20 protein-coding genes are annotated in these 25,329 nt (G+C 39.7%); 7 read left to right on the top strand and 13 right to left on the bottom strand.

The window, feature by feature from the left end; translation table 11 throughout:
* Positions 1 to 62: 62 nt before the first annotated feature.
* The 9 genes from HMPREF1532_RS04150 to gap form a co-directional block, all read right to left on the bottom strand.
* Positions 63 to 998 carry a FecR family protein gene (locus HMPREF1532_RS04150; RefSeq protein ID WP_005925243.1) on the bottom strand — a complete coding sequence of 312 codons (936 nt, stop codon included), beginning with the start codon at positions 996 to 998 and terminating at the stop codon, positions 63 to 65.
* Positions 999 to 1,088: 90 nt separating this feature from the next.
* A complete protein-coding gene (locus HMPREF1532_RS04145; RefSeq protein WP_005925241.1) occupies positions 1,089 to 1,652 on the bottom strand; it encodes an RNA polymerase sigma-70 factor in 564 nt (187 codons plus the stop codon).
* A gap of 274 nt (positions 1,653 to 1,926) precedes the next feature.
* Positions 1,927 to 2,715, bottom strand: coding sequence for a histidinol-phosphatase (locus HMPREF1532_RS04140; protein ID WP_005925239.1), 789 nt, complete (start codon positions 2,713 to 2,715; stop codon positions 1,927 to 1,929).
* Positions 2,712 to 3,245: a 5-formyltetrahydrofolate cyclo-ligase gene (locus HMPREF1532_RS04135; protein WP_025819104.1), complete on the bottom strand. Its 534-nt coding sequence runs from the start codon at positions 3,243 to 3,245 to the stop codon at positions 2,712 to 2,714. The genes HMPREF1532_RS04140 and HMPREF1532_RS04135 overlap by 4 nt, the downstream gene beginning before the upstream one ends.
* A complete protein-coding gene (locus HMPREF1532_RS04130; protein WP_005925235.1) occupies positions 3,157 to 4,902 on the bottom strand; it encodes a S41 family peptidase in 1,746 nt (581 codons plus the stop codon). The genes HMPREF1532_RS04135 and HMPREF1532_RS04130 overlap by 89 nt, the downstream gene beginning before the upstream one ends.
* A gap of 61 nt (positions 4,903 to 4,963) precedes the next feature.
* On the bottom strand, positions 4,964 to 5,383 hold the full coding sequence (locus HMPREF1532_RS04125) for a dCMP deaminase family protein (RefSeq protein WP_005925233.1): 420 nt from the start codon (positions 5,381 to 5,383) through the stop codon (positions 4,964 to 4,966).
* 12 nt (positions 5,384 to 5,395) lie between these two features.
* Positions 5,396 to 5,914, bottom strand: coding sequence for a DUF4847 family protein (locus HMPREF1532_RS04120; protein WP_005925231.1), 519 nt, complete (start codon positions 5,912 to 5,914; stop codon positions 5,396 to 5,398).
* A 16-nt stretch (positions 5,915 to 5,930) separates the two neighbouring features.
* Entirely contained in the window at positions 5,931 to 7,991 is a 2,061-nt protein-coding gene (locus tag HMPREF1532_RS04115; RefSeq protein ID WP_085930780.1) for a M3 family metallopeptidase, read from the bottom strand.
* 219 nt (positions 7,992 to 8,210) lie between these two features.
* Positions 8,211 to 9,212, bottom strand: coding sequence for a type I glyceraldehyde-3-phosphate dehydrogenase (gene gap / locus HMPREF1532_RS04110; RefSeq protein ID WP_005925227.1), 1,002 nt, complete (start codon positions 9,210 to 9,212; stop codon positions 8,211 to 8,213).
* A gap of 141 nt (positions 9,213 to 9,353) precedes the next feature.
* Here gap and mscL point away from each other — a divergent pair, with 141 nt between their 5' ends.
* Positions 9,354 to 9,797, top strand: a complete 444-nt coding sequence (mscL, locus tag HMPREF1532_RS04105) for a large-conductance mechanosensitive channel protein MscL (protein ID WP_005925225.1) — start codon at positions 9,354 to 9,356, stop codon at positions 9,795 to 9,797.
* 16 nt (positions 9,798 to 9,813) lie between these two features.
* Here the strand turns inward: mscL and HMPREF1532_RS04100 are convergent, their stop codons facing one another.
* Positions 9,814 to 10,563 (bottom strand): DUF5039 family protein, encoded by a 750-nt coding sequence (locus HMPREF1532_RS04100; RefSeq protein WP_244266402.1) that lies wholly within the window; start codon positions 10,561 to 10,563, stop codon positions 9,814 to 9,816.
* Positions 10,564 to 10,685: 122 nt separating this feature from the next.
* Here HMPREF1532_RS04100 and guaA point away from each other — a divergent pair, with 122 nt between their 5' ends.
* Complete coding sequence (guaA, locus tag HMPREF1532_RS04095; RefSeq protein WP_005925221.1) at positions 10,686 to 12,209, top strand: glutamine-hydrolyzing GMP synthase; 1,524 nt, start codon at positions 10,686 to 10,688, stop codon at positions 12,207 to 12,209.
* A 93-nt stretch (positions 12,210 to 12,302) separates the two neighbouring features.
* On the opposite strand, the gene HMPREF1532_RS04090 is transcribed toward guaA, so the two are convergent.
* Complete coding sequence (locus HMPREF1532_RS04090; RefSeq protein ID WP_005925219.1) at positions 12,303 to 12,950, bottom strand: porin family protein; 648 nt, start codon at positions 12,948 to 12,950, stop codon at positions 12,303 to 12,305.
* 62 nt (positions 12,951 to 13,012) lie between these two features.
* Entirely contained in the window at positions 13,013 to 13,699 is a 687-nt protein-coding gene (locus HMPREF1532_RS04085; protein WP_021937388.1) for a Crp/Fnr family transcriptional regulator, read from the bottom strand.
* A gap of 230 nt (positions 13,700 to 13,929) precedes the next feature.
* Here HMPREF1532_RS04085 and HMPREF1532_RS04080 point away from each other — a divergent pair, with 230 nt between their 5' ends.
* Positions 13,930 to 14,535, top strand: coding sequence for a MarC family protein (locus HMPREF1532_RS04080; RefSeq protein ID WP_005925215.1), 606 nt, complete (start codon positions 13,930 to 13,932; stop codon positions 14,533 to 14,535).
* 167 nt (positions 14,536 to 14,702) lie between these two features.
* On the opposite strand, the gene HMPREF1532_RS04075 is transcribed toward HMPREF1532_RS04080, so the two are convergent.
* The gene (locus tag HMPREF1532_RS04075; RefSeq protein ID WP_005925213.1) at positions 14,703 to 17,267 is read right to left on the bottom strand and encodes a hypothetical protein; all 2,565 of its coding nucleotides are present in this window, start codon (positions 17,265 to 17,267) and stop codon (positions 14,703 to 14,705) included.
* A gap of 222 nt (positions 17,268 to 17,489) precedes the next feature.
* Between HMPREF1532_RS04075 and HMPREF1532_RS04070 the strand changes: the two genes are divergently transcribed.
* The 4 genes from HMPREF1532_RS04070 (at position 17,490) to HMPREF1532_RS04055 (ending at position 25,200) form a co-directional block, all read left to right on the top strand.
* Positions 17,490 to 18,530, top strand: a complete 1,041-nt coding sequence (locus HMPREF1532_RS04070) for a glycoside hydrolase family 43 protein (protein ID WP_005925210.1) — start codon at positions 17,490 to 17,492, stop codon at positions 18,528 to 18,530.
* A gap of 686 nt (positions 18,531 to 19,216) precedes the next feature.
* Entirely contained in the window at positions 19,217 to 21,517 is a 2,301-nt protein-coding gene (locus tag HMPREF1532_RS04065; protein ID WP_005925207.1) for a GH92 family glycosyl hydrolase, read from the top strand.
* Between the two features lie 8 nt (positions 21,518 to 21,525).
* Positions 21,526 to 23,781 (top strand): GH92 family glycosyl hydrolase, encoded by a 2,256-nt coding sequence (locus HMPREF1532_RS04060; protein WP_005925204.1) that lies wholly within the window; start codon positions 21,526 to 21,528, stop codon positions 23,779 to 23,781.
* 105 nt (positions 23,782 to 23,886) lie between these two features.
* The gene (locus HMPREF1532_RS04055; RefSeq protein ID WP_005925201.1) at positions 23,887 to 25,200 is read left to right on the top strand and encodes a T9SS type A sorting domain-containing protein; all 1,314 of its coding nucleotides are present in this window, start codon (positions 23,887 to 23,889) and stop codon (positions 25,198 to 25,200) included.
* Positions 25,201 to 25,329: the final 129 nt, after the last annotated feature.

The following is a 25,329-nucleotide window of genomic DNA, read 5'->3' as shown; positions in this document are numbered from 1 at the left end:
TGGCACTCTTTTTTTAATTCTGTTTGGAGATTTTTTTTTCATTCTATTCCATAGGCCATATCTTATTTAATATAAATTATTTGATTTTCTTCATTTCTTTCAAATGTAAACTTGACGTCTTTTTGCAATACCCTTAAAGCATAAGAGATGCCGTCTGATTGACGGAATTTTCCAGTGTAACGGGAATTTATAACTTTTTGGTTTTCAATTTTTATAGTTACTCCATAACAAGTTTCAAATTTGCTCATGATGTTTACGAAAGTTTCATCTTTGAAACAGATAAGACCTTCTTTCCATCGATATACATTATAATCTTCTATAGGAGTAACCTTTAAGTCGCCATGGTCTAATACGACCATTTCATCCGGTTTTATAAGGCGTTCTTTGGTTCCGGATGTTACCTTTACGGAACCTTCCATTAGAGAAGTCACAAAAGAATTATTGTCAGCATAGGCTTCCAAATTGAATTTTGTGCCTAAGACTTCCACATTTCCTTTTGCTGTTTCTACTATAAAAGGTTTTTGTGCGTTATGAGCTACTTCAAAATAAGCTTCTCCATTCAATTGGACGGTACGGTTTTTTCCTGAGAATGAGGCCGGATATTGGATCGTTGAACGTGAATTAAGCCAAATTACTGTTCCGTCTGAAAGCTCAAGATTAATTCTTTGTCCGGCGGGAACCGTTATTTTTTGCATAGCTAATAGTTCTTCTTTGGGGGTATATCTGTCGTATGCATATGCTCCTATCAGAGTCATTGCAATTACAGCAGCAATTTTCATTACTTCTTTTATCCAATAGTTACCGATAAAGATATTCTTCTTTTGATAAGAGCGGATCTTATCCTCATCAGCTAATAAGATCATCGCATCAAATAATTGCCGTTCTTCCAGAAAGAGTTTCCGGTTTTCCGGTGATGCTTCCATCCAGTTTCTTATTTGGATTTCTTCCTGCATGGAAGTTTTTCCTTGAAAAAAGTTATATAATAGTTCTTTATTCATAATCAATAATTAAAAATGCATACGCCTTTTTTATCTTCTTATTTGTTAAGCAGATAAAAAAGATATATCCCTAGTGGAAAATTGATTTTTTTAATAAAAAAATAAGTATAGAAATACAGGGAGATAGTCTTTTAAGCTTATTCTCAGTTCTTTAAGTGCTTTACTAATATGAAATTCAACACCTTTAGTCGTAATGTCCAGTTTTGCTGCAATTTCTTTATGAGACATATTTTTCATACGGCTCATTATGAAGATTTCTCGGGTACGTGCTGGCAGTTTGGCTAAGGTACGGTTAACGATCTCCATCGCTTCTGCATTGAAAAGTTCGTTGGGGTTACATGCTTCAAGAGTTGCAATACGGGTACTGAGCTCCCATTCGGCATGAGACTGAATGTTTTCTTCAATATCTTTATGTATTTGTTGCTGTTGGAGGTGGTTTAGGCATTTATGCTTTATAACAGTGAGCACATAGGCAGGTATATTGGTGTTTTCATCTAACCGCTGTCGATTTTCCCAATAATAAACCAATGAATCTATGACAATATCTTCTGCAACTGCCGTATTCCGTACATAGGTCTGCGCGAAACGGGTAAATCGCCCTTTGTAGTCGGTAAACAGTTGATTAAAAGTTATTGGTTCAGGAGTATTGCTCATTATGCTGCTGTTATTTAATACAAAGATAGCAAAATTGCCAATGTAAGATAAATAATCTTAAGTTTTTTTTCAGCTATGTGTTTTATAAATCCTTTTAATGGTGGGTTTTACTGTGAGGCTGATATAACTTAATGTAAGAATATATATATTTACAGTGTAAAAGTGTATACTTTTACGCTATAAAGATATATACTTTTGCTGTGTAATAGTATATACTTTTATATGCCTTGATTTTCAGTGAAATAGGAAAAAATAAATATCCCGTTTTATGATATCAGTATTTTAAGAATTCTATCCGGTCGATTGTCTTTATTTTGAGTTCTTTTAGTGTTTCACATGCTTGGTCATAATATCCGGAATATTCTAATGCTTTAGTGTCGTGGGCGTCTACTCCAATAATGGCAGTACATCCCTCGTTGGCTGCAATATGCCAGAATTCGGGATGGGGGTAGGTCAACTCGCCAAAAGCCTGATTATAATCCATCATACCTATATTATATTCTAACGGGATGTTTAATCGTGCTGCCGTGCGGCAGATATGGCGGCTCACCAGTTTACAATGCCGGTCGAATTCCGGGTAAGAGCGCATAAAGAGATCCGGATGGGCAAAATAGGCAAATAATCCACTTTCCATTCCTTCAATGGAACTTTCTTCATAAAGGTCGAGCATGTCTTGTGTGGTAGTGCCATGTCCGAAATAGGGAAACTTCTCATCTGTGTGGAAATGATGATTGCCGAAAATGATATAGTCCAGTTTGTACTCACGAACCAACTCCTTCAACCAATGAATATATTCGGGGAAATATTCACACTCCAATCCTAATTTTATGCTGATACGGTCTTTGTACTTTTCTTGTAATGTGCGGATACTTTGTACGTATTCGGGAAATTCTTCGGGAGTCATGCGGATACCGGATAGATAGCCGATTCGGTATTTCCATGGAGTATGGTCGGAAAAACCGAGTTCTTGATAGCCGCCTTTGATGGCGCTTAAAACATAATCTTCGTCACTCCCTGTCGCATGGTGGCAGCGGGTGGTGTGGGTGTGATAATTAGTTTTCATTTTGTTATAATTGTATTCATGCAGATGTCGAACGGTTCGGCAGGCACCTCTTCGATCAACTGAAACGGGAAACATATTCCGATCTTGACTGCCGGAATGTAAGGGAGGAGTTTATCATAATAACCTTTGCCTCTTCCTAAGCGATGACCATCCTTGTCAAAAGCCATTCCCGGAATAACGGCCAGATCGATGGCTTTATAATCGGTAAATACCTTTCCGGTAGGTTCGGCAATCCCATAGGCGCCGATAGCTAAATCCTGAGGACCGGTATAGAGACGCAGTTCCAGCTCTTCTCCGACGACGACAGGTAAAATAATGGTCTTTTTTTTACTCCATTTCTCAATGAAGGAGTGGGTTTGCACCTCGTCCTTCAATGAGTGATAAAGTAATAGCGTAGTTGCCGCCTCGAAAGCCGGATGCTTTTCGAGGTTGGCAAGTATATCAGCAGAAAGATCTTTCAGCGTAGAGTCGCAATACCGGGTTTTCTCCTGTGCTATCCACTTTCGCAGTTTTCTTTTCCTTTCTTTCATTTTTATTTTGGGTTTCCGGTTCTTCGGTAATAACCGGTGCTTTTGGGAAAGCTTCTCCTTTTTCAAGTAATTCCAGCCCTTTCTTTACGGTAGGGTCTGTCTGGTTGGAGTATTTGATGTAAGCCTCTTTCCCTAACATGTTATAGACGATATTTCCGAGAATGTTTTTCTCCAGCAATTTGTATGATTTCTGGATCAGGATATTTCTTCTCTTTACCCCTTTGGTTTCTGCGTAGCGGATGAATTTTTCGACTAATCCTTGCTGACGAAGATAATTTACCAATGCCTCTTCCGTATCGTATTGACTCATCTTTTCGCGATTATTATCCGTGTATTGGAAAGTAAATTGAATGGTCAGGCCTTTGTTTAATACTGTCGACAGGTAGGAGGTTACTCCGGTAGTATCTTGCGGAACAAATACGTCGGGCATAATGCCGCCGCCACCGTATACCGGGCGACCAAGGCCTGTGGAGTAACGTTGTGATTCATCGAGCTTGATACTGTCTTTAGAGAAGAACTCTCCATGCGTATAACGATTGTACAGATCCATTTCATAATTACGGTCTTTTCCGTTCTCATAGGGGCGTTGTATGCAGCGTCCGGAGGGGGTGTAGTAGCGGGCAATCGTCAGACGGATGGCAGAACCGTCACTGAAATCGATCGGCTGTTGCACTAATCCTTTACCGAATGACCGACGACCTACGATGGTACCCCGATCGTTGTCTTGTATGGCACCCGAGAAAATTTCGCTGGCGGAAGCCGATCCTTCATCTACAAGGACGATTAGCGGAATGTCCTGACAGCTTCCTGTCCCGTTGGCAACTTCGTCTAAACGTTTGTATTTACGTCCTTGGGCGTAAACGATTAATTTTCCTTGTGGCAGGAACTCGTTTACCATACGGGTTGCGGCATCCATATAGCCACCGGTATTTCCACGCAGGTCAATGATGAGTCCTTTGCATTTTTGATGATTCAGTTGTGCGAGGGCATTCAAGAGTTCTACATGGGTAGTACGTCCGAATTTACTGATCTGGATATATCCGAAATCGTCATTCAGCATGTATGCGGCGTCTATCGTATTTTGAGGAATATCGCCACGGGTGATGGTGAAGTTCAGCAATTCCTTTTCCGTAGCACGTTTGATGCCTAATTTTACCTGACTTCCTTTCGGACCTTTTAATTTTTTCATGGCACGTTCGTTCGTAACCTGTTTTCCGACAAACAGGCTGTCGTCTACAGTGACGATACGGTCGCCCGGCATTAAGCCCACTTTCTCGGAAGGACCACCGGAAACGATTGCGTTAACATGGATGGTGTCGTTTTGTATCGTGAACTGAATGCCGATACCACTGAAACTGCCTTCCAGTTCGGAATTAACCTCTTCCAGGTTCTGCGCCGGGATATAGGTAGAGTGCGGATCGAGTTCTGCCAGAATCTGGGGCATTGCTTTCTCTACGAGATCTGTCATGTTTACCGTATCTACATACTGATCATCGACAATACGTAATAAGGCGTTTAGTTTGTTGGATGAGCCATTGATAATACCCAGGCGGTTGCCCGCAAAATGCTTGGCATAGAATGTACCGATAAGGATTCCTATTACTACGCTGATAGCAATGATGACAGGGGTAAAACGGGAAGAGTTTTTTGTACTCATGAGTTTATTTACGATTTAATCATTTACAATTTATAATTTAGCTGTGCCGGAGGATTACTGATTATTCTTCACCGACATATACTACATCGATACCGGCCCGTCTCAGTAGTTCGATACCGTCTTCCAGGCGATACTTTTCGGAATAAACCACTCGCTTGATACCGGCCTGAATGATTAATTTGGCACATTCTATGCAGGGAGAAGCGGTGACATACATGGTAGCACCGTCGCTGCTGTTGTTAGAGCGTGCTATTTTGGTTATGGCGTTTGCTTCTGCATGGAGCACGTATGGCTTTGTGACATTGTTTTCGTCTTCACAAATGTTCTCGAAACCGGAAGGGGTTCCATTGTAACCGTCAGAAATAATCATTTTGTCCTTCACGATAAGGGCACCGACTTTACGTCGCTGACAATATGAATTTTCTGCCCAAATGCTGGCCATGCGTATATAACGCTTGTCTAATTCCGATTGTTTATTCATTGTCGTATTGTTTTATCTTTCGGGTGTGAATGCAATGCAGAGTGTCTCTTTTTCATATTCGAAATAGAGGTATAGATTTCTTTCATCCCCTTCATAAGAGGTCGCATTTTCGAGTCCTTCAACAATGTGTTTGGCCAGTGTATCTTTAGAGTCACCGTAAGAAGGTTGGTTTTTGATACCTGTTATCCTGAACTCGTTGCTTTTGCCGTCCGCTTGCCAAGTGCCAGTGAAAGTCACAGAACCGCTTCCACTGAATTCTCCGCGAATAATGTTGTCTTCCGTACTTCCGGTAAAAGCTATTTTGAATGCTTTTGTACCGTTTATCGGGTCGTAAGATTTGTATATGGCTTCACTGACATCTGTAAATTTATACCAGCTATGTTCATTCTTTTTGGTGATGTATGTCATTTTCCACGTTTTTCCCGTGAATATTTTTTGTACATCGTCCGTATCATTGCATCCGCTCAGAAAGGGGATGACAAGTGTTAGGCAGAATAATAATGCGATATATTTCACTGTATCTCTTCTCATTTGACTTATTTCATCTTTAGTTTTTAATACCGTTTCTGATCAGCAATGCATCAATGGTCGGCTCCTGCCCACGGAAACGTTTATAAAGTGTCATCGGATGTTCGGTACCTCCTTTGGAAAGAATGTTCTGGCGGAAAGAGCCGGCTACGTCACGATTGAATATTCCTTTTTGTTTGAATAATGAAAATGCATCGGCATCCAATACTTCCGCCCACTTATAACTATAATATCCCGCAGAATATCCTCCGGAGAAAATATGTGAAAACTGAGTGCTCATGCAAGCATCTTTTACAACCGGCAGTATTTGTGCCTTTGCCCATGCTTTCTGTTCGTATTCTTTAACATCTCCTTCAAATGGGGTATGACGGGTGTACCAAGCCATATCCAGTAAACCGAAGCTTACCTGTCGCAAACAGGCATAGGCTGCATTGAAATTTGCTGCATCCACCATGCGTTTCATTAATTCTTCCGGTAGGTTTTCGCCTGTCTGGTAATGTCTGGCAAATGTATTCAGAAAATCCTTTTCAATGGCAAAGTTTTCCATGATTTGTGAGGGTAACTCCACGAAGTCCCAGTATACGTTGGTACCGCTCAGGCTTTCATAAGTGGAATTGGCAAACATGCCGTGCAGGCTATGGCCAAATTCATGTAGAAATGTTTCTACTTCGTTGAAAGTCAGCAGTGCGGGTTTATTCTCAGTCGGCTTCGTAAAGTTCATTACCACAGAAACGTGCGGACGGCTGTTTTCACCTGTTTCACTATCGATCCACTGGCCTTTGTATTCCGTCATCCATGCTCCTGCACGTTTTCCCTCGCGCGGATGAAAATCGGTGTAAAGTACTGCTAAAAACTGACCGTCTTTATCAAATACTTCGTAAGCATCCACATCTTTATGATATACCGGAATATCGGTATTCTTATTGAAAGTGATGCCGTATAAGCGTGTTGCCAGCCCGAACACTCCTTCTTTCACCTTTTCCAGTTCAAAGTAGGGACGAAGCATTTCTTCATTGATATTGAACTTTTGATCTTTCAGTTTATTGGAGTAGTAACTCCAATCCCATGGCATAACCGTGAAATCGGCTCCTTGTTCCCGGTGTGCAAGTTCCTGTACCTCTTTATATTCGTTTTGCGCAGTAGGAGTGTATGCTTCCAATAATTGGTTCAGCAGGTTGTAGACAGCTTCGCTGTTTTGTGCCATTCGTTTTTCTAATGTATATTGCGCAAAGTTGTCATATCCTAATAATTGTGCAATGCTCATTCGGGTGTTGGCTATTTTTCTGACAATATCTATGTTGTTGTATTCATTGTCATGCGTACACTTTGTGTTGTAAGCCAAGTAGAGCTCTTTGCGTAGGTCACGGTTGCCGGCATATGTCATGAAAGGGATATAGCTGGGAGCTTGCAGTGTAAATACCCAGCCTGTCAGTCCTTTCTCTTTGGCAGTTTCGGCAGCTGCTTCTACGGCGCTTTCCGGCAATCCGGCAAGTTGTGCCTTGTCAGTCAGTATCAACTGATAATTGTTGGTCTCTTTTAGGTTGTTTTCGCTAAATTCCAGTGTCAGGCTGCTCAGTTCTTTGGTTAGACGGCGATATTCCTCTTTTGCTTCCCCTTTCAGATTGGCTCCTTGGCGAATGAAGCCATCATAAACGTTTTCGAGCAGTTTCATCTGCTCCGCCGTGAGGTTTAATTGTTCTTTCCGGTCATAGACCGTTTTTATGCGCTCAAACAGCTTTTCGTTCAGACTGATATCATTATCGTGTTCGCTTAAAAGCGGCATCATTTTCTGAGCCAATATTTGCAGATCATCATTGGTCTCTGCGCTGCGCAAGTTGCTGAATACGGTGACGACACGGTTTAATAAGTCTCCTGATTTTTCATAAGCCAATAGAGTGTTGTCGAAAGTAGGTACTTCCGGGTTATCGGTGATGGCATTTATTTCCGCGATGTGTTGGCGTATACCTTCACGGATGGCGGGTTCATAATGTTCTGTTTTTATTTTATCGAATGGGACAGTTCCATGCGGGGTGTTATACTTTTCGAAAAAAGGATTTTGAGCGTCTATCATATTAGTAATTATGCAAATTAAAACGAATGTGACATTTAATCTTCTCATGTGAATCTGATAAGAATAAGCCGACTAATGGCTTATGAACTACAAAATTACTAAAATAGTAGATACTTAGGATAGGAATGGTTCCCTTTTTAACAAAGTATTGATTTTATTTCGCTTCCGGATAAAAAAAGCTGCTCCGGTCTCCCGAAGCAGCTTCTTGAAAAATCATATTGTAAATGATTATTTTTTAGCGATAACGCGAGCCATTTCACAAACTTTGTTTGAATAACCCCATTCGTTGTCATACCAAGAAACAACTTTAGCGAAGTTAGAATCCAAAGAAATACCGGCTTTAGCATCGTAGATTGAAGTATTAGCGCAACCACGGAAGTCAGTTGAAACAACTGCATCTTCAGTGTAACCCAAAATACCTTTCAATTCGCCTTCAGAAGCTTCTTTCATAGCAGCGTTGATCTCTGCCATTGTAGCCGGTTTTTCCAGAACTACTGTCAAGTCAACTACAGAAACGTCAGAAGTCGGAACACGGAATGCCATACCAGTCAGTTTACCGTTCAATACCGGCAATACTTTACCTACGGCTTTAGCAGCACCTGTTGAAGAAGGGATGATGTTTTCAAGGATACCACGACCACCTCTCCAGTCTTTCTTAGAAGGACCGTCTACTGTTTTCTGAGTTGCAGTAGCAGCGTGAACTGTAGTCATCAAACCTTTAACGATACCGAACTTGTCGTTCAATACTTTAGCGATAGGAGCCAAGCAGTTAGTAGTACAAGAAGCGTTAGAGATGATGTCCTGACCTGCGTAAGTGTCGCTGTTAACGCCATATACGAACATAGGAGTAGCATCCTTAGAAGGAGCAGACATGATTACTTTCTTTGCACCAGCCTGGATATGTTTGCGAGCTGTTTCGTCTGTCAGGAAGAAACCAGTTGATTCAACAACAACGTCAGCGTCAACTTCGTTCCATTTCAAATTAGCAGGATCCATCTCTGCAGTCAGACGGATTTTATTACCGTTTACAATCAAAGCGCCGTCTTCTACAGCAACTTCACCATCAAAACGACCGTGTACTGAGTCATACTTCAGCATATATGCCAAGTAGTCAGCATCCAACAAGTCATTGATACCTACGATCTGAATATCGTTACCAAAGTTTTTTACTGCAGCACGGAACACCATACGTCCGATACGGCCGAAACCGTTAATACCTACTTTAATCATTTTGTTTAAACTTTTAAGGGTTTTTATTATATTGTCCAAATATATTTCGAACTTGCATTTGTTTTATCTTTTAAATGCGGTGCAAAAGTAAGAAAATGTTTTTATATTCGCACATTAAATTAATATTAAATATAAAAAAAGATGGGAAAGAGTACTTTTTTACAGGACTTTAAGGCTTTTGCCATGAAGGGAAATGTAATCGATATGGCTGTCGGTGTTATCATTGGCGGCGCGTTTGGTAAAATAGTATCATCGGTGGTTGCCGATGTGATAATGCCTCCTCTCGGTCTATTGGTGGGCGGAGTGAACTTTACGGATTTGAAATGGGTGATGAAGCCGGCCGAAGTGGTGGATGGAAAAGAAATCGCTGCCGTAACCTTGAATTATGGTAACTTCTTGCAGGCTACTTTTGATTTCTTGATCATTGCCTTTTCCATATTCTTATTTATACGTTTGCTGACAAAACTGACCACAAAGAAAGAGGCTGCTGCGCCTGCAACCCCTCCCGCACCACCGGCTCCGACGAAAGAAGAAGTGCTGTTGACCGAGATACGTGACCTGCTGAAAGAACAAAATAAGAAATGAGTATAAACCGAAACGGTTACTCCGGAATGCTGACTTTATATTTCAGTTGTTGGTATTTCCGGATGGTTTCTTGTTGCAGGTCTTTTAGTAATCTGATTTCTACAGACAGTTGTCTAAGTGCAGAGTCTGATGACAGAATATTTTCCCGGTCGCCGTAATCAATGAATTGGGTAGACATGACTTGTTGTTGGGCTTTGCATTCATTGAGTGCATAACGCACTGTTTCAATACGATATTGTCTGAGAGTTTTTTGTTCTTTGTTCCGTAAATTTTTGTATGTCTCATTGTCACTCCAACGGCGTGAGTAATAATTGCTTAGAGCGGCACTGGCTTGTTTGCGTGCTTCTTCGTTGACGCTCTCTTTGAGTGAGGTATATAATCTGGTATATTCTTTATCTGAATTCAGGAGTTCTTGCAGTTCCTTTTTAGCATTTTCGTAAGTGTCTTCTAACACTTTCAAATCTTCCGGCTTTCTTTCAAAAGTCAGAATCTTCAGATAGTCATCTTTGGTAATATTAATGTGTTTGTTGGTTTTATCACAATAATTCAGGTATCTTTCAGTAAGTAACCAACTGAACTCCAATTCTTTTTTTTGTAAATCGGCACTGATGTTGTTCAACGATTCTTCTAATTGTTGCATTTGCTTTTCAGAAGTGATACATTTTGCAGGTATTGTTCCTTTCTTGGTTTCCTGAGCAGAAAGCGGGAAGAGTTCGGAGCATCCGATACAGGCTGTAAACAATAGTATAATGGTGGAGTTCTTCATGGTATTAGTACTTTTTGTGGCTTGTTTTATCTGCAAGAATAGAAATTCTTACTATTTGTTCAAGTAGATTGCATAGTTTTTTATACTTTTGCAGATAATTTATTCAAAATCCAACCATTTATATGCAGGAAAAAATAATAATCCTTGATTTCGGGTCGCAGACTACGCAGCTTATCGGTCGTCGTGTACGCGAGCTGGATACGTATTGTGAAATTGTTCCCTACAACAAATTTCCCAAAGGAGATGAAAGTGTAAAAGGTGTGATTCTTTCCGGAAGTCCTTTCTCGGTATATGATGAAAGCGCGTTCAAGGTAGATTTGAGCGAGATACGGGGTAAATATCCTATTTTGGGTATTTGCTACGGTGCGCAGTTTATGGCCTATACCAATGGCGGGAAAGTAGAACCGGCTGGTACGCGTGAGTATGGCCGTGCACATCTGACTTCTTTCTGTAAGGACAATGTTTTGTTCAAAGGGGTGAAAGAAAATACTCAGGTGTGGATGAGCCATGGAGATACGATTACGGCTATTCCTTCAAACTTCAAGAAGATCGCTTCTACCGACAAAGTGGAAATTGCTGCTTATCAGATTGAGGGTGAACAGGTGTGGGGCGTGCAGTTCCATCCGGAGGTATACCACAGTGAAGACGGTACGCAGATTCTGAAAAATTTCGTAGTGGATGTTTGCGGTTGCAAACAGGACTGGTCTCCGGCTTCGTTCATCGAAAGTACGGTTGCCGAGCTGAAGGCACAGTTGGGTGATGACAAGGTTGTGTTGGGTTTGAGCGGCGGAGTGGATTCTTCGGTAGCTGCTGTTTTGCTGAATAAGGCGATCGGTAAGAATCTGACTTGTATCTTTGTGGATCACGGTATGCTTCGTAAAAACGAGTTCAAGAATGTGATGCACGATTATGAGTGTCTCGGTTTGAATGTAATCGGTGTGGATGCCAGTGCTAAGTTTTTTGCGGAATTGGAAGGTATTACCGAGCCGGAACGTAAACGCAAGATAATAGGTAAAGGTTTTATCGATGTATTTGATGCGGAAGCTCATAAATTGAAAGATGTGAAATGGTTGGCACAAGGAACTATTTATCCCGATTGCATCGAGTCGTTGTCTATCACGGGTACGGTGATCAAGAGTCATCACAATGTAGGCGGATTGCCCGAAAAGATGCATCTTAAACTGTGCGAACCGCTTCGCTTGTTGTTTAAGGATGAAGTTCGCCGTGTAGGTCGTGAGTTGGGGATGCCCGAACATTTGATTACGCGTCATCCGTTCCCGGGTCCAGGATTGGCAGTACGTATTTTGGGGGATATTACTCCGGAAAAAGTACGTATCCTGCAAGATGCCGATGATATTTTTATTCAGGGATTGAGAGATTGGGGATTGTATGACCAGGTATGGCAGGCAGGTGTAATCTTGCTGCCGGTTCAGTCTGTGGGTGTGATGGGAGATGAGCGTACTTATGAAAGAGCTGTTGCTTTGCGTGCCGTGACATCTACCGATGCGATGACTGCCGATTGGGCACATTTACCTTACGACTTTTTGGGTAAAGTTTCCAACGATATAATAAATAAGGTAAAAGGGGTGAATCGTGTAACCTATGATATCAGTTCCAAACCGCCTGCAACTATTGAGTGGGAATAAGAAAACTTTTGATTATCAATATAATCTCTCTTCAGAGCATGAAAAATCAGCTGTTTGCAAAAGTGAATAGCTGATTTTTTTGTATAACTGATTTTATTTTTTGGATGGTAACTTAAATATTTTATATCCTATGGCGAACAGAAAGTTTCTGCTTGTTCTGGACGACATGTTATCTTTGTCTATTGAAGTAAGCCCGTTGCTGTATCTGGCAGATAACATGATTCCATTTTTGAAATCATATCCTATACCTCCGGTTAATGAAAGACTGATACGATGATAGCCAGGATAATACCCTTTGCCATTCTGACCTTCATTGACAACTTCTTCTCCTTCTTTTACTGCAATCTTTCTATTTAAACACAAGTCTAACTGGGGGCCTATACTGATATTAAAATTCTGACCGATGAAGAATTTGAATAATGCAGGAATTTCAATGAAATTGTATTTGAAATTTATTCTTATCTTTTTGGAAATATCATTAGGGAAGGTTGTGTAGTCGATGCTCCATTTATAGCCTTTTTGTGCATAATTTATTTCGGGTTGAAAATCGATGATGTTATTTATTCTGTAATTCATAAAAACACCAAGATGTAATCCGCAGAGATAAGGCGAATTATCTGTCAGTTCCTTAATTTCCGAAAAGGTAGAGTAATTTAATCCCGTGTGAACTCCAAAACAGGTTTGTGCTTTTATTATGAAAGACAGGCTTGTCAGTGCAACAAGCAGAATGATTTTTTTCATATTGTATTTATTTAAAGAATGCGATTGTCGTTTTGTCGTGTCGGCTTTATTGGAAACCGCCTTTATTTCTGTCTTTCTTCATTCCACATGGCAAGCTTTGCAACATCCGGAATAATGATTTCTTTCCGGTGCAGTTTCAACAGTTCCTGTTCTTGCAAGGTGTTTAGAGTTCTGGATACATTTAACCGTGCATCATCGACACAACGGGCGAAATCGTCCATCTTGATTTTCATAATCTTTTCACCTATCGGTTTTTCCGTATGGGTAAGTATGAACCGGATAATTTTATCTTCAATATCCACAGGTGCTTTTTCCCATAAGCGGGCGTGCATGTTTTGTGCCCGATTACTGATGATATTCATGTAATTAAGGCGGAATATATCATATTTGAGCAGATTGGAAAGAACAAAAGATTTGCTGATACTTATGGAATGTGCTTCTGTACGGGCTACATAAGAAGATACATAACTCAGATTCATACCGAATAAAGCATGTGGCTCAATGACATAAGGAGCTTCTACATGTTCTATAAAAGTAAGAAATCCATCTTTCGAAGTGGTTTGCAAGGATATTTCCCCTTTTAGTAAAAAGATTAATTTATCACACGGAGTTCCGCTTTTTACAATCACATCTCCGGCTTTATGCTTAGTGAAATGCAGTTTTACTTTCTCCAGTATATTTGTAAAATCTTCATGGCAAAGCCCTTGGAATAAAGGCAATTGCAGCAAAGTGTCAAACATCGTCTCCATATAGTGTAATCTTCTAAATTTGAGACAAATGTAACTATAATCAAAGCTTGCTGTAACCATTCCGGTACTCTTTTTGTTTTTTTTATTATTTCTTAATTGAACGTACTGAGAAACTGTTTTGATTTTATAGGATTTCTTTTTTTGAATCAAAACTGTTTCTGATTCAAGAAAAGAAATATTGCGAAATGCATAAAAATAGATTATCTTTGCCATAAAAGAAAGGAGGAAATATGTTTGCAGATTTTAATTTTCAACAGATGATCAGTGCGTTTATCGTATTGTTTGCTGTAATCGATATTATAGGCTCTATTCCAATCATAATCAATTTGAAGGAGAAAGGAAAAGATGTAAACGCAATGAAGGCAACCGTAATTTCATTCGTTCTGCTGATCGGATTCTTTTATGCCGGCGATATGATGTTGAAGCTTTTTCATGTAGATATCGAGTCTTTTGCTGTGGCCGGTGCTTTCGTCATATTCCTGATGTCTTTGGAGATGATTCTCGATGTCGAAATATTCAAGAATCAGGGACCCATTAAAGAAGCTACATTGGTGCCGCTTGTCTTTCCGCTTTTGGCCGGTGCCGGTGCTTTTACTACTCTGTTGTCATTGCGTGCGGAATATGCCAGTGTTAATATCATCATAGCCTTGGTGCTGAATATGATTTGGGTGTATTTTGTGGTGAGTATGACAGGGCGGGTAGAGCGTTTTCTTGGAAAAGGCGGTATTTATATCATTCGTAAGTTTTTCGGGATTATTTTGTTAGCTATTTCCGTAAAGCTGTTTATGAGTAATATAACCTTGATGGTAGAGGCGTTGCAGAAGCATTTGCCATAAAAAGGAATCTTTCCGAAGAATCTTTCGTTTTAGAAAACAGAGTCTTGTTTAAGAGGAAAATAGAACTTTTAAATAAGCATTTGGAAATATTTTGTCAGTAAAACGTATGCTCTTGTCTGCAAAACAAGAGCATACGTTTTTTTATGGGCTTTTATGCCAGACTGAGATTATAGTTGACAATTGATTACTTCATTGAATGTTTTTGAATAATCCGTATTCAGCATTGCTTTATATTCATTGCAGAATGTGTCGAATGTGGTTTTGGCCAAGCTGGTTCTGCCATTTTTATACAGTGCCTGGCATTTGAGAATTAACGCATATTCGTCTGTTTTATCATGCGCAAACATGCTGTTGGCTATCTGAATTAGTAATTCATTGTTTTCCTTTATATAGTCTTGTTTGGATAGGCTGATTGCCGCGTCCAATACGGAATTGGCATAATTGGACTTGAAAGAATCCAGCCAGTCTGTTTGAACGTATGGTAATAATTGACCTGATAGCAAGTTTAAAGGCAGATCATGGATGTTGGCTGCTGTGATCGGTTCATTTTTTTTTACTCTGTCTATAAAGTTACATACTTCTATATAGTCGCAGTAAGTTTGAGTAAACTTGACAGACCAATAGGTACTTTCTTTCACAAGTTCGGCACCATCCAGTTTTTCCAGTAAGAGTTTTAGTTTCCGAATGTTCACCCGTCGGTTGTTTTGGGCACTTTCATCCATTTTATCAAACCAAAGCAGTTCCCGCAGAGTGACGTTCGAAATACCTTTCTTATTATTCACGCTGTATAATATGATGAGAATCAGCAACTGTTTCAAGATGGGAGTGAATGATTTGGTGATATCTGTTCCATCTTTGTCCCATACTTGAAATCCGTCCAGAAAAAGAATAGATGATTTTTTGTGAGCTGTTGGCTGGGGCTTGTAACTTTCTTCTTCCGAAGTTTCTTCGTGGAGACCGTCTGTGGCTGTAGTGGTTGGAGAATCGGGAGAAAAACTTCCTTTTTTTCTTCTTTTCCGGTAACAGAAGTAGATACAACCCATACCTGCAATCATGCAGATTCCCAGCCCTATAAAGAATTTTGTTAATGCAGAATATGCTTTACGTTCTGTATCTGCTTGCAGCGTATCTTCTATTTTTAAAGGCGGGTAAGCCAATGAATAAATGTCAATGTTTGATTGATTGTTGTGATTATAATTGGTCACTGCATATAGTTGTGACTGTAATGAATCGTAATAAAGTGTGCAGAATGAATTTACATCGTTAAAGGAGAAAGGAATGGTATCTGCATAGTTCGTGCTGTTCTTTCCGCTATCCAGGTCGAAAGATCTTAATAGGATGTAGCTGTTCGAGCAGTCGTTCGGAAAACATAAGGCATACAGCTTATTGTTTTTCTCATCTACAACAATGTTATTACCGATAACGAAATTTTTTGCATCGCCGGGAATAGACCATAATTTATTGGTTTTGAATGTATTGATGTCTATTGCATAGAGATCGTAGTAATTGACGACCCCTAACTCCTGTTTCCCTTGTGGGTTGCCGCATCCACCGAATATCAGCAACGTATCTTTGTTTTTATAGCCTGATCCGCTCAGATAACGCGGAGGTATTTCTTCACTATACGACACTGTTTTCCAATTATCCTGTATACGGTTCTTTTTGCGTATCTGGTTCTTATACCGATAGTTGCCGTATCCGCCAAAGATATACAGGCAGGAATCATAGGGGGATATAAAAGCATTGTGTTGCGAATACTCCGGATTCTTTATTACACGGTCATCGTTTGTCCATGTTTTGTTCTCAAAATTGAAAATGGATATCCATTGCGGGGTATCGAAATCATATGACCATAACTCATTGTAATACGGATGGTAAATAAGTTGGTTGTTTATTTCCGTATATGGAACTCCGTGAACAGGATAAATCGTATTCAGTGTGTTGTCGGTAGTCGAATAGGCGAGAACAGATGAACTATTGGCAAAGTAGATGGCGCCTTTCGAAGGAGCATGACAGATTTGTGTATATATCGGCAACTCCAATGTTTTTTCTTTTACCCATTTGGTATGTTTGTTTATCTCCCATGTGGGATTGGTTACTTTGGCCGGAATGTGATGCAGGCTGTCCGAACAGGAGTATGGCTGATGTTCTTTCAGTGGCCAGTATGCAATTGTTGTATTTTTGTCATTTGTAATTTTTATATTACGTATAGACATCGGAGGAACGTCCGAAGAGTGAAATTTTTCGTGATCGGAATATCCGAAATAGAATTTCACGTTTTTGATATTTATGGGTTCATACTGGTCCTGCAGTGCTTCGTTATCGAAAATAAGCCGGAGACTGTCCGGATAAATGGAACATCGGATATGCACCCATTTGTTCCATGTATATTGCTTGAGCAGCTCTTCGTCGAGAGCCAGATAGACATTGTTACCTTCTATCAGATTCAACGTTTTCTTTCCCGGGGTGATATTGGCTATTAAATCGAAACTTCTTTCGTCATCAATTATGATTCTGAAGACATATCCGTAATTATGTTCTTCTGATCTGAACTTAATGTCGAAATCCAGTGTAAAGCCTTTTGAGGCATCAAAATCGGGAGACAGTGTTAAAGAAGTCCTCTCTTCTTTAATGGCACTATGGGCGGCAAAATATAATCCGGATGAAATATTTTGTGATTCAAGTAGTATCGATTTTAATATTAAGAGCAGAAAAATAATCGTTTTTTGCATAATACTCGCGGTTGTTTCTATGCAAAGGTAATATGCTTTATGAGATTTGCAAAAAAAAGATTTATATTTTTGTAAGACCCTTTGCGGGATTATAAAAATTAATAAAATGTTAATGTTCAGCACATCCCTGCTTGGGCTTGGAAAAGATTTATTAATGAATTATTAATACCTTTGTTAACGGTTGATGATTATTTTTGCTACTTGTTAATTAAAGAAAGAAATATGAAAAATGTTGTTACAGTATTGGGGTTGATGCTATTCTTGGTAGCATGTGGTGATAAAAAAGAGTTTAGCGGTAATCCTATTGTGGAGGGGTGGTATGCCGATCCGGAAGGGGTCGTTTTTGATAATGAGTATTGGATATATCCCACCTTGTCCGATCTTCCTCCCGGAGCTGATAGTACAGATTTTACAGGATGGCAAAAAGAAACGCGGGCCATCCATCAGGTCTATAATATCCAGACATATATGGATGCTTTTTCATCCAAGGATATGGTACACTGGACTAAACATCCCAAAGTATTGTCTGTTGAGAATATAAAATGGCTGGAGTTTGCTTTATGGGCGCCTTCTGTTGTTCAGGCGAATGGTAAATATTATCTGTTTTTCGGCGGTAATGATATCCAGAATGACGAACAGTATGGGGGAATCGGGGTGGCTGTAGCCGATCATCCGGCCGGTCCTTTTAAAGATGCTTTAGGCAGACCTTTGATTGATAAAATTGTGAATGGTGCCCAGCCGATCGATCAGTTTGTTTTTAAAGATGATGATGGTACTTATTATATGTATTATGGTGGCTGGCATCATTGTAATATGGTGAAGCTGAGTCCGGATTTATTAAGTCTTGTGCCTTTTGATGATGGTTCGTATTATAAATCTGTCACTCCCGAGAATTATGTGGAAGGTCCCTTTATGTTGAAACGGGATAATAAATATTATTTTATGTGGTCGGAAGGCAGTTGGGGCGGTTCGGACTATAGTGTGGCTTATGCTATTGCAGATTCGCCATTCGGCCCGTTCAAACGTATCGGAAAAATATTACAGCAGGATGAAAAAGTGGGTACAGGAGCGGGACATCATTCGGTGATTCAGATCCCGGGAAAGGACGAGTGGTATATTGTTTATCATCGTCATCCGTTGGGCGATACAGCTCCGAATCACAGGGAGGTTTGTATCGACCGTATGTATTTTGATGAAAATGGTTTTATTAAACCGGTGGAAATGACTTTCAAAGGTGTAGGTATAAATAGACTTCCGGATTAAGTACGAAACAATAGGATATCTTTGTCGATAGGGAATGCTTCTTTTGAAGAAAAACATGTTTTTTTCTTACAAAATAAGTGTTCCCTATTCTTTTGCCTATACCCGGATGTTATATCTTATGGATTTTTGATTAATTTCCCCGTAGAGAGATAGAACCTTCCTCTACGAGGAACGACTTGAAAGTCGTAGAGGAACGGGTCGTTTGTCGTAGAGGAAAAATATCAATTTATAATGTATTGGTAATCAATATACTGTTAATTTTGAGTTTTGTTGATAATTTTCTACTTATAAAATTCCCGATTCTGTTTTTCTTCTGTTTTCTGTTTGACGGAATTGTTTACATGTGTGTTATCTGAGGATAACTTTAATCTTTTATATATAAATATTCTCCACTCCTATTAGGCAAAGAATATATTCCTTCTTATTAGGAAATGTATTCTTTGCAAAGCAAGAATTAATATGTGGCAAGAGTGATTGATAATGCTAAATATGGAGAATTGTAATTAGGGAAAATGAATATATGCGACAGAATCTTCTTTTATGGGAAGCGATTAATGTCTTGTTAATGTTTTCAATCCGGAAATGTGCTTTGAAAGTATCTGTAGCCACGATTATTAATGTTCTGTTAATGGTTTCATTAATTGCATCAACCTACTTTTGCATCAAACGAAAATAAAAACGATACCATGAAAAAAGTTCCTTTAATTGTATTCTTATCTATTTTACTTGTGTCATGCAGAAGTAAAGAGGTGGTTACTGACTCTACTTCTTTTTCTCCGGTTGACTATGTAAATCCGTTAGTCGGAACACAATCTAAATTTACATTATCTACAGGTAATACCTACCCGGCCGTTGCGTTGCCTTGGGGAATGAACTTCTGGACACCGCAAACGGGAGATATGGGATATGGATGGACCTATTGTTATACAGATGATAAGATAAAAGGATTTAAGCAGACACATCAGCCCAGTCCGTGGATTAATGATTACGGGCAGTTTTCTTTGATGCCGGTGACCGGGGATAAAAAGTTTCTGCAAAACGAGAGAGGTAGCTGGTTCTCTCATAAGGCTGAGACGGCAAGACCTTATTATTATAGTGTATATTTGGCTGACCACGATGTAAAGACGGAGATCACTCCGACAGAACGTTCTGCTTATTTTAGATTTACTTTCCCGGAAAGTGAAGATTCGTATGTCGTGGTAGACGCATTTGATAACGGTTCTTTTATTCGGATAGATAAGGAGAACAACACGATAACCGGCTATACAACAAAGAATAGCGGAGGAGTGCCGGATAACTTTAAAAATTATTTCGTGATGAAATTTGATAGACCTTTCGTCACGGCAGAAGTGTGGAGTGGAGACAAAATTATAGAAGGTAAAAAGGAGGTAAAGGATAACCATGTCGGGGCTGTATTAGGATTCAGGACAAGCAAAGGTGAAAAGATTGGTGTGAAGGTAAGTTCTTCTTTTATTAGTGAAGAACAGGCCTGGTTGAATTTGGAAGAAATAGGTAGCAAAGATTTTAATGAGGTAAAAGAAGCAGCCCGGAATGCTTGGAATGATGTAATGGATAAAGTAAGAGTGGAAGGCGGTACGGATGAACAACTTCGTACTTTCTACTCTTGCTTATATCGTTCCTTGTTGTTTCCACGTAAGTTTTATGAAATAGATAAATCCGGAAATATTGTTCATTACAGTCCTTACAACGGTGAAGTGAAGAGTGGGTATATGTATACGGATACCGGTTTTTGGGATACGTTCCGTGCTTTATTCCCTTTCTTGAACCTGATGTATCCTTCTGTTAACAAGGAAATTCAGGAGGGATTGGCAAACAGTTATAAAGAAAGTGGTTTTTTGCCCGAATGGGCCAGTCCGGGACACCGTCATTGCATGGTGGGTAATAATTCAGCTTCTGTGGTGGCCGATGCTTATCTGAAAGGATGCCGGACAGAAGAAATAGAACTGTTGTATGAAGCCGTACTGCATGGGGCAAATCATGTACATCCACAAGTTCCTTCAACCGGAAGATTAGGATATGAATATTATAATCGGCAGGGGTATGTACCTTATAATGTAGGTATTAATGAAAATGTGGCCCGTACCCTGGAATATGCTTATGACGATTGGTGTATCATGAAATTGGCGCAACAATTGAATCGTCCGCAGGAAGAAATAGACCTTTATCGGGAAAGAAGTAAAAACTATCGGTTCGTTTTTGATAAAGAGAGCAAACTGATGCGCGGAAAGAACGAAGACGGTACATTTCAGTCTCCTTTCAGTCCGTATAAATGGGGAGATGCCTTTACAGAAGGTAACAGTTGGCATTATACCTGGAGTGTATTTCATGATGTGCAGGGGCTTATCGATCTGATGGGAGGAAAGGAGAGCTTTGTGTCCATGCTGGATTCTGTATTTGTAGTTCCTCCTATTTACGACGACAGTTATTACGGGCAGTGCATTCATGAAATAAAGGAGATGCAGATTATGAATATGGGCAATTATGCGCATGGTAACCAACCTATTCAGCATATGATCTATCTTTATAATTATGCAGGACAGCCTTGGAAAGCGCAATATTGGTTAAGGGAGGTAATGGATAAGCTGTATACCCCTTATCCGGACGGCTATTGTGGAGATGAAGATAACGGTCAGACTTCTGCCTGGTATATATTTTCTGCTTTAGGATTTTACCCGGTATGTCCGGGTTCAGGAGAGTATGTAATGGGAGCCCCTCTCTTTAAAAAAGCAATTCTTACACTGGAAAATGGAAAGCAGGTTATTTTGAATGCTCCCGACAACACAAATAACAATAGATATATATGTTCCTTGAAAATGAACGGTAAGGAATATAACCACAATTGGTTGAAACATGAGGAATTAATGAACGGTGCTGTTCTTGATTTCAATATGAGCCATACACCAAATACACAGCGGGGAGTAAATGATGAAGATTTCCCTTATTCTTTGACTAACGAAAACAAATAAGAATATAAATGAATTTACAGAAGTTTTTATTATTAAGCTGTCTCATGTGTGCTTTCGGGTGCACCGGTGCAGACAAACCGGAAGTGATAAATCCGGTGGCTTATGTAGACCCTTATATCGGAACCGGAGGACATGGACATACATTCTTGGGAGTTACCGCCCCTTTCGGAGCCGTACAGATCGGTCCTAATAATATCAATAAAGGATGGGACTGGTGTTCAGGATATCATTATTCCGACTCTATCGTGATTGGTTTTTCACATCTCCATCTCAACGGGACTGGTTGCAGTGACACCGGCGATATTCTGTTCATGCCATATACCGGTAAGGCACGTACGCAACCGGGAACGCAACAAGACCCTTTGTCCGGTTATGCTTCTTATTATTCGAAAGATAACGAGCGGGCGTTGCCGGGATATTACGAAGTTTTACTGAAAACTCATCGTACGAAAGTGGAACTTACTGCTTCGGACCGGGTGGCTTTCCATCGCTATACTTTCCCGAAAGATGTGGAAAAACATGTAATGATTAACTTGAAAGATGCAAATGGAGACGATCGTCCGACTGATACATATCTGGAGCAAATCAATGATACGGTCATCAGAGGATACCGGTATTCCACAGGCTGGTCAAAAAAACAGCAGATTTATTTTTCTGCAGTTTTCTCCCAACCTGTACATCTGACTTTGTATCATGATTCGGTGCAAGTAGCGGGAAATCGTCTTCAGGGACTGGACGTGAAAGGAAATGTTGCCGTTGCACCTGTAGTAGAGGAATTAGGAGTGAAAGTCGGTATTTCTCCCGTGAGCATGGAAAATGCAATGGATAATATCGGGCAGGAAATAAAAGACTGGAATTTTGAGAATATCGTTGCTGAAACAACCGGTAAATGGAATGCGGAATTATCGAAGTTACAGGTAGAAACAACCGATACGGTGGCAAAACGTATCTTCTATACGGCCTTGTACCATGCCTTTATGCAGCCGATCATGTTTAATGATTGTAGTGGGGAGTACCGTGGAACCGATAAAAATATATATGGCGATCCGGGCTTTACCAATTATACTGTATTTTCTTTATGGGATACTTATCGTGCAGCTCATCCTTTGTACACATTAGTACAACCGGAACGTGTTCCCGACTTTATAAACTCGATGCTTGCCATTTACGAGCAACAGGGACGTTTACCGGTATGGCATCTATATGGTTCGGATACGAATGAGATGATTGGTATCCAGTCCGTTCCGGTGATTGCAGATGCGATATTGAAAGATGTCAAAGGGTTCAATTATGAACGTGCTTATCAGGCGATGAAAGCATCCATGATGTCCGATTACAAAGGACTGTCGTATGTGACGGATCTGGAATATATTCCGGCAGACAAAGAAAATGAATCGGTTGCCAAAGGCCTGGAATATGCTATTGCCGATTGGGGAGTGGCACAGGTGGCACGGAAGTTAGGTAAGACGGAAGATTATGAGTATTTTTCCAAGCGTGCTTTAGCTTATCAGAACTATTGGGATAAAGATACACATTTCTTCAGAGGAAAAAATCGAGATGGTTCATGGGTAACTCCGTTCAACCCTGTGCATTCTACTCACCGTAACGATGCTTACTGTGAAGGAAACGGCTGGCAATATACTTGGTTGGTACCTCACGATGTCGAAGGCTTGATATCTTTGTTCGGAAGTAAGGAAGCATTTGTTTCAAAGTTGGACAGCCTGTTCCTTGTAAATGAAGATTTGGGTGATGCGGCTTCTCCGGATATTTCCGGTCTGATCGGGCAGTATGCTCACGGTAATGAACCGGGACATCACACGGTATATTTTTATTCCTTTGTCGGCCAGCAATGGAAAACGGCGGAAAAGGTGGATTATATCCTATCGCATATGTATAGCGACTTGCCGGATGGGCTGCAGGGCAATGAAGATTGCGGGCAGATGTCTTCCTGGTATGTCTTCTCTGCATTAGGTTTCTATCCGGTTAATCCGTCTGACGGTATGTATGTTTTCGGTAGGCCGATATTTGATAAGGTTGTGTTAAAACTGCCGGAAAATAAGGTTTTTGAGATACGTGCAAACAATAATTCCGCGGAGAATAAGTATATACAATCTATAGAACTGAACGGACAACCTTACAATAAACTTTATATCTCTCACGCAGATATTATGGCTGGCGGTACATTAGTATTTACAATGGGAAATCGACCGAATGAACAATTTGGTATGATCACTCAATCATCTGTAGAAACTGACATAAATTAACTATATTATTAATTAATATATATTAGCAATGTGATTGTCTTTATTGATTAATTACATGTTAGTTGCTATAATCAACTGTATTATTAACTATTTAAGATTAGTATTATGAAAAAGAATTTTTACAAAGGATTAATGACTCTTTGCTTTTGTAGTGTAGTGTTTACAACTAATGTAATGGCGCAGGACGAAAGTCCATTTGCAGGTGGAACAGGTACCCCTGATGATCCCTATTTGATTGCTACTCCACAACAGTTTGATAGGATGCGTGATGCCCGTGGAGCTTCTTATAAACTAATTGCAGACTTGGATTTTTCTAATGTGCATTTTGATTATGAGGGAGGATGGTGGCCCATTGGTGAATGGGGTAGTGGTTCTGGTTCTGCAGATCGCTTTCATGGTACTTTTGACGGTGATGGGCATACAATTAAGAATTTCTATGTAGAAAAACCGACAGGTGCTCATGATATGACATTTTTTGGAGTTGTGGAAGGAGCAACCATTGAAAGAGTTATTTTTGAGAATATCACTTTTATAGGGGAAGGACGTATGGGAATGATTTCCGGACAAACTGAAAAAACAACTATTCGGGAAGTTGGTGCTATTAATTGTACGGTTAAGAATATAGGTACAGGTGTAGAAGCTGGAGGATTTGTGGGTCCAGGTAGTCAGGTTGTTATATATGATTGTTACTTTGTGGATGGTTCTATTGTATGTGATGGAAAATTAAGTGAAACTGATTTACGGGGAGATAATGCTGCTGCTTTAGTTGGAAAAGCTGAAAATATGACTGCGATTATGTCTTCTTATGTATCTGGAACTGTTGTTGCCAGAAATAATTTGGGAGGAATTGCAGGAATGATAGATGCTTCAAGTTCTATAAGCGGATGTTTAGCAATGTGCGATGTTACAGGTAATGATGATGCAACAGGAATTGGGCGAATTTGTGGTGGTGGTTCTCCTGATTTGAGTTCAGGAAACTATGCATTGGAGACTGCAAAAGTTAATGGAAATTTGGTTACTACTGATAATAATGCAGATCAGAGAAATGGAGCCGATGTTACAAAAGCTGATCTTACACAAGAATTTTACGAAGAATTGGGGTTTGATTTTGATAATGTATGGAAAATGGATCCTTCTATCTCTGATTATCCTGTATTTAAATGGCAGAAAGCTGGTAGTACTGGAGTTAAAAATATAGATAATGATACTAATTACATTGTATCTGCTACTACTGACGGCGTCAAAGTAGAGGGACTGAAAGGAAATGAAACTATTTGTATTTATGATGTAACTGGAATGTTACTGAATGAGCAAATAGCAACACAAGGAAGTATGACAATTTCTTTGAATGCAACTGGTATATGTATCGTAAATATAGTATCAAGCGATGCAACCTCGACATTTAAGGTAGCTAAGTAATACAGAATTTATCTACAATTCATATTGAACAGTTATCAATATGAATTGTAGATATTATTCAGTATATAATAGCTTTATACGGATAATTTTAATTTTATACAATGCGAATTCGATTTTAATTAATTATGA

Source organism: Bacteroides salyersiae WAL 10018 = DSM 18765 = JCM 12988, from assembly GCF_000381365.1.
GTDB lineage: Bacteria > Bacteroidota > Bacteroidia > Bacteroidales > Bacteroidaceae > Bacteroides > Bacteroides salyersiae.
The sequence above is the reverse complement of the archived record's forward strand: the minus strand, read 5'-3'. Positions and strand labels throughout refer to the sequence as shown.

Bases quoted from the DNA above. Each gene is read 5' to 3' on its own strand.
- mscL (WP_005925225.1), top strand. From the start codon at position 9,354: ATGGGAAAGAGTACTTTTTTACAGGACTTTAAGGCTTTTGCCATGAAG.
- HMPREF1532_RS04085 (WP_021937388.1), bottom strand. From the start codon at position 13,699: ATGGAGACGATGTTTGACACTTTGCTGCAATTGCCTTTATTCCAAGGG.
- HMPREF1532_RS04080 (WP_005925215.1), top strand. From the start codon at position 13,930: ATGTTTGCAGATTTTAATTTTCAACAGATGATCAGTGCGTTTATCGTA.
- HMPREF1532_RS04055 (WP_005925201.1), top strand. From the start codon at position 23,887: ATGAAAAAGAATTTTTACAAAGGATTAATGACTCTTTGCTTTTGTAGT.
- gap (WP_005925227.1), bottom strand. From the start codon at position 9,212: ATGATTAAAGTAGGTATTAACGGTTTCGGCCGTATCGGACGTATGGTG.
- HMPREF1532_RS04065 (WP_005925207.1), top strand. From the start codon at position 19,217: ATGAAAAAAGTTCCTTTAATTGTATTCTTATCTATTTTACTTGTGTCA.
- guaA (WP_005925221.1), top strand. From the start codon at position 10,686: ATGCAGGAAAAAATAATAATCCTTGATTTCGGGTCGCAGACTACGCAG.
- HMPREF1532_RS04100 (WP_244266402.1), bottom strand. From the start codon at position 10,563: ATGAAGAACTCCACCATTATACTATTGTTTACAGCCTGTATCGGATGC.
- HMPREF1532_RS04090 (WP_005925219.1), bottom strand. From the start codon at position 12,950: ATGAAAAAAATCATTCTGCTTGTTGCACTGACAAGCCTGTCTTTCATA.
- HMPREF1532_RS04075 (WP_005925213.1), bottom strand. From the start codon at position 17,267: ATGCAAAAAACGATTATTTTTCTGCTCTTAATATTAAAATCGATACTA.
- HMPREF1532_RS04070 (WP_005925210.1), top strand. From the start codon at position 17,490: ATGAAAAATGTTGTTACAGTATTGGGGTTGATGCTATTCTTGGTAGCA.
- HMPREF1532_RS04125 (WP_005925233.1), bottom strand. From the start codon at position 5,383: ATGAATAAACAATCGGAATTAGACAAGCGTTATATACGCATGGCCAGC.
- HMPREF1532_RS04140 (WP_005925239.1), bottom strand. From the start codon at position 2,715: ATGAAAACTAATTATCACACCCACACCACCCGCTGCCACCATGCGACA.
- HMPREF1532_RS04150 (WP_005925243.1), bottom strand. From the start codon at position 998: ATGAATAAAGAACTATTATATAACTTTTTTCAAGGAAAAACTTCCATG.
- HMPREF1532_RS04135 (WP_025819104.1), bottom strand. From the start codon at position 3,245: ATGAAAGAAAGGAAAAGAAAACTGCGAAAGTGGATAGCACAGGAGAAA.
- HMPREF1532_RS04120 (WP_005925231.1), bottom strand. From the start codon at position 5,914: ATGAGAAGAGATACAGTGAAATATATCGCATTATTATTCTGCCTAACA.
- HMPREF1532_RS04145 (WP_005925241.1), bottom strand. From the start codon at position 1,652: ATGAGCAATACTCCTGAACCAATAACTTTTAATCAACTGTTTACCGAC.
- HMPREF1532_RS04060 (WP_005925204.1), top strand. From the start codon at position 21,526: ATGAATTTACAGAAGTTTTTATTATTAAGCTGTCTCATGTGTGCTTTC.
- HMPREF1532_RS04130 (WP_005925235.1), bottom strand. From the start codon at position 4,902: ATGAGTACAAAAAACTCTTCCCGTTTTACCCCTGTCATCATTGCTATC.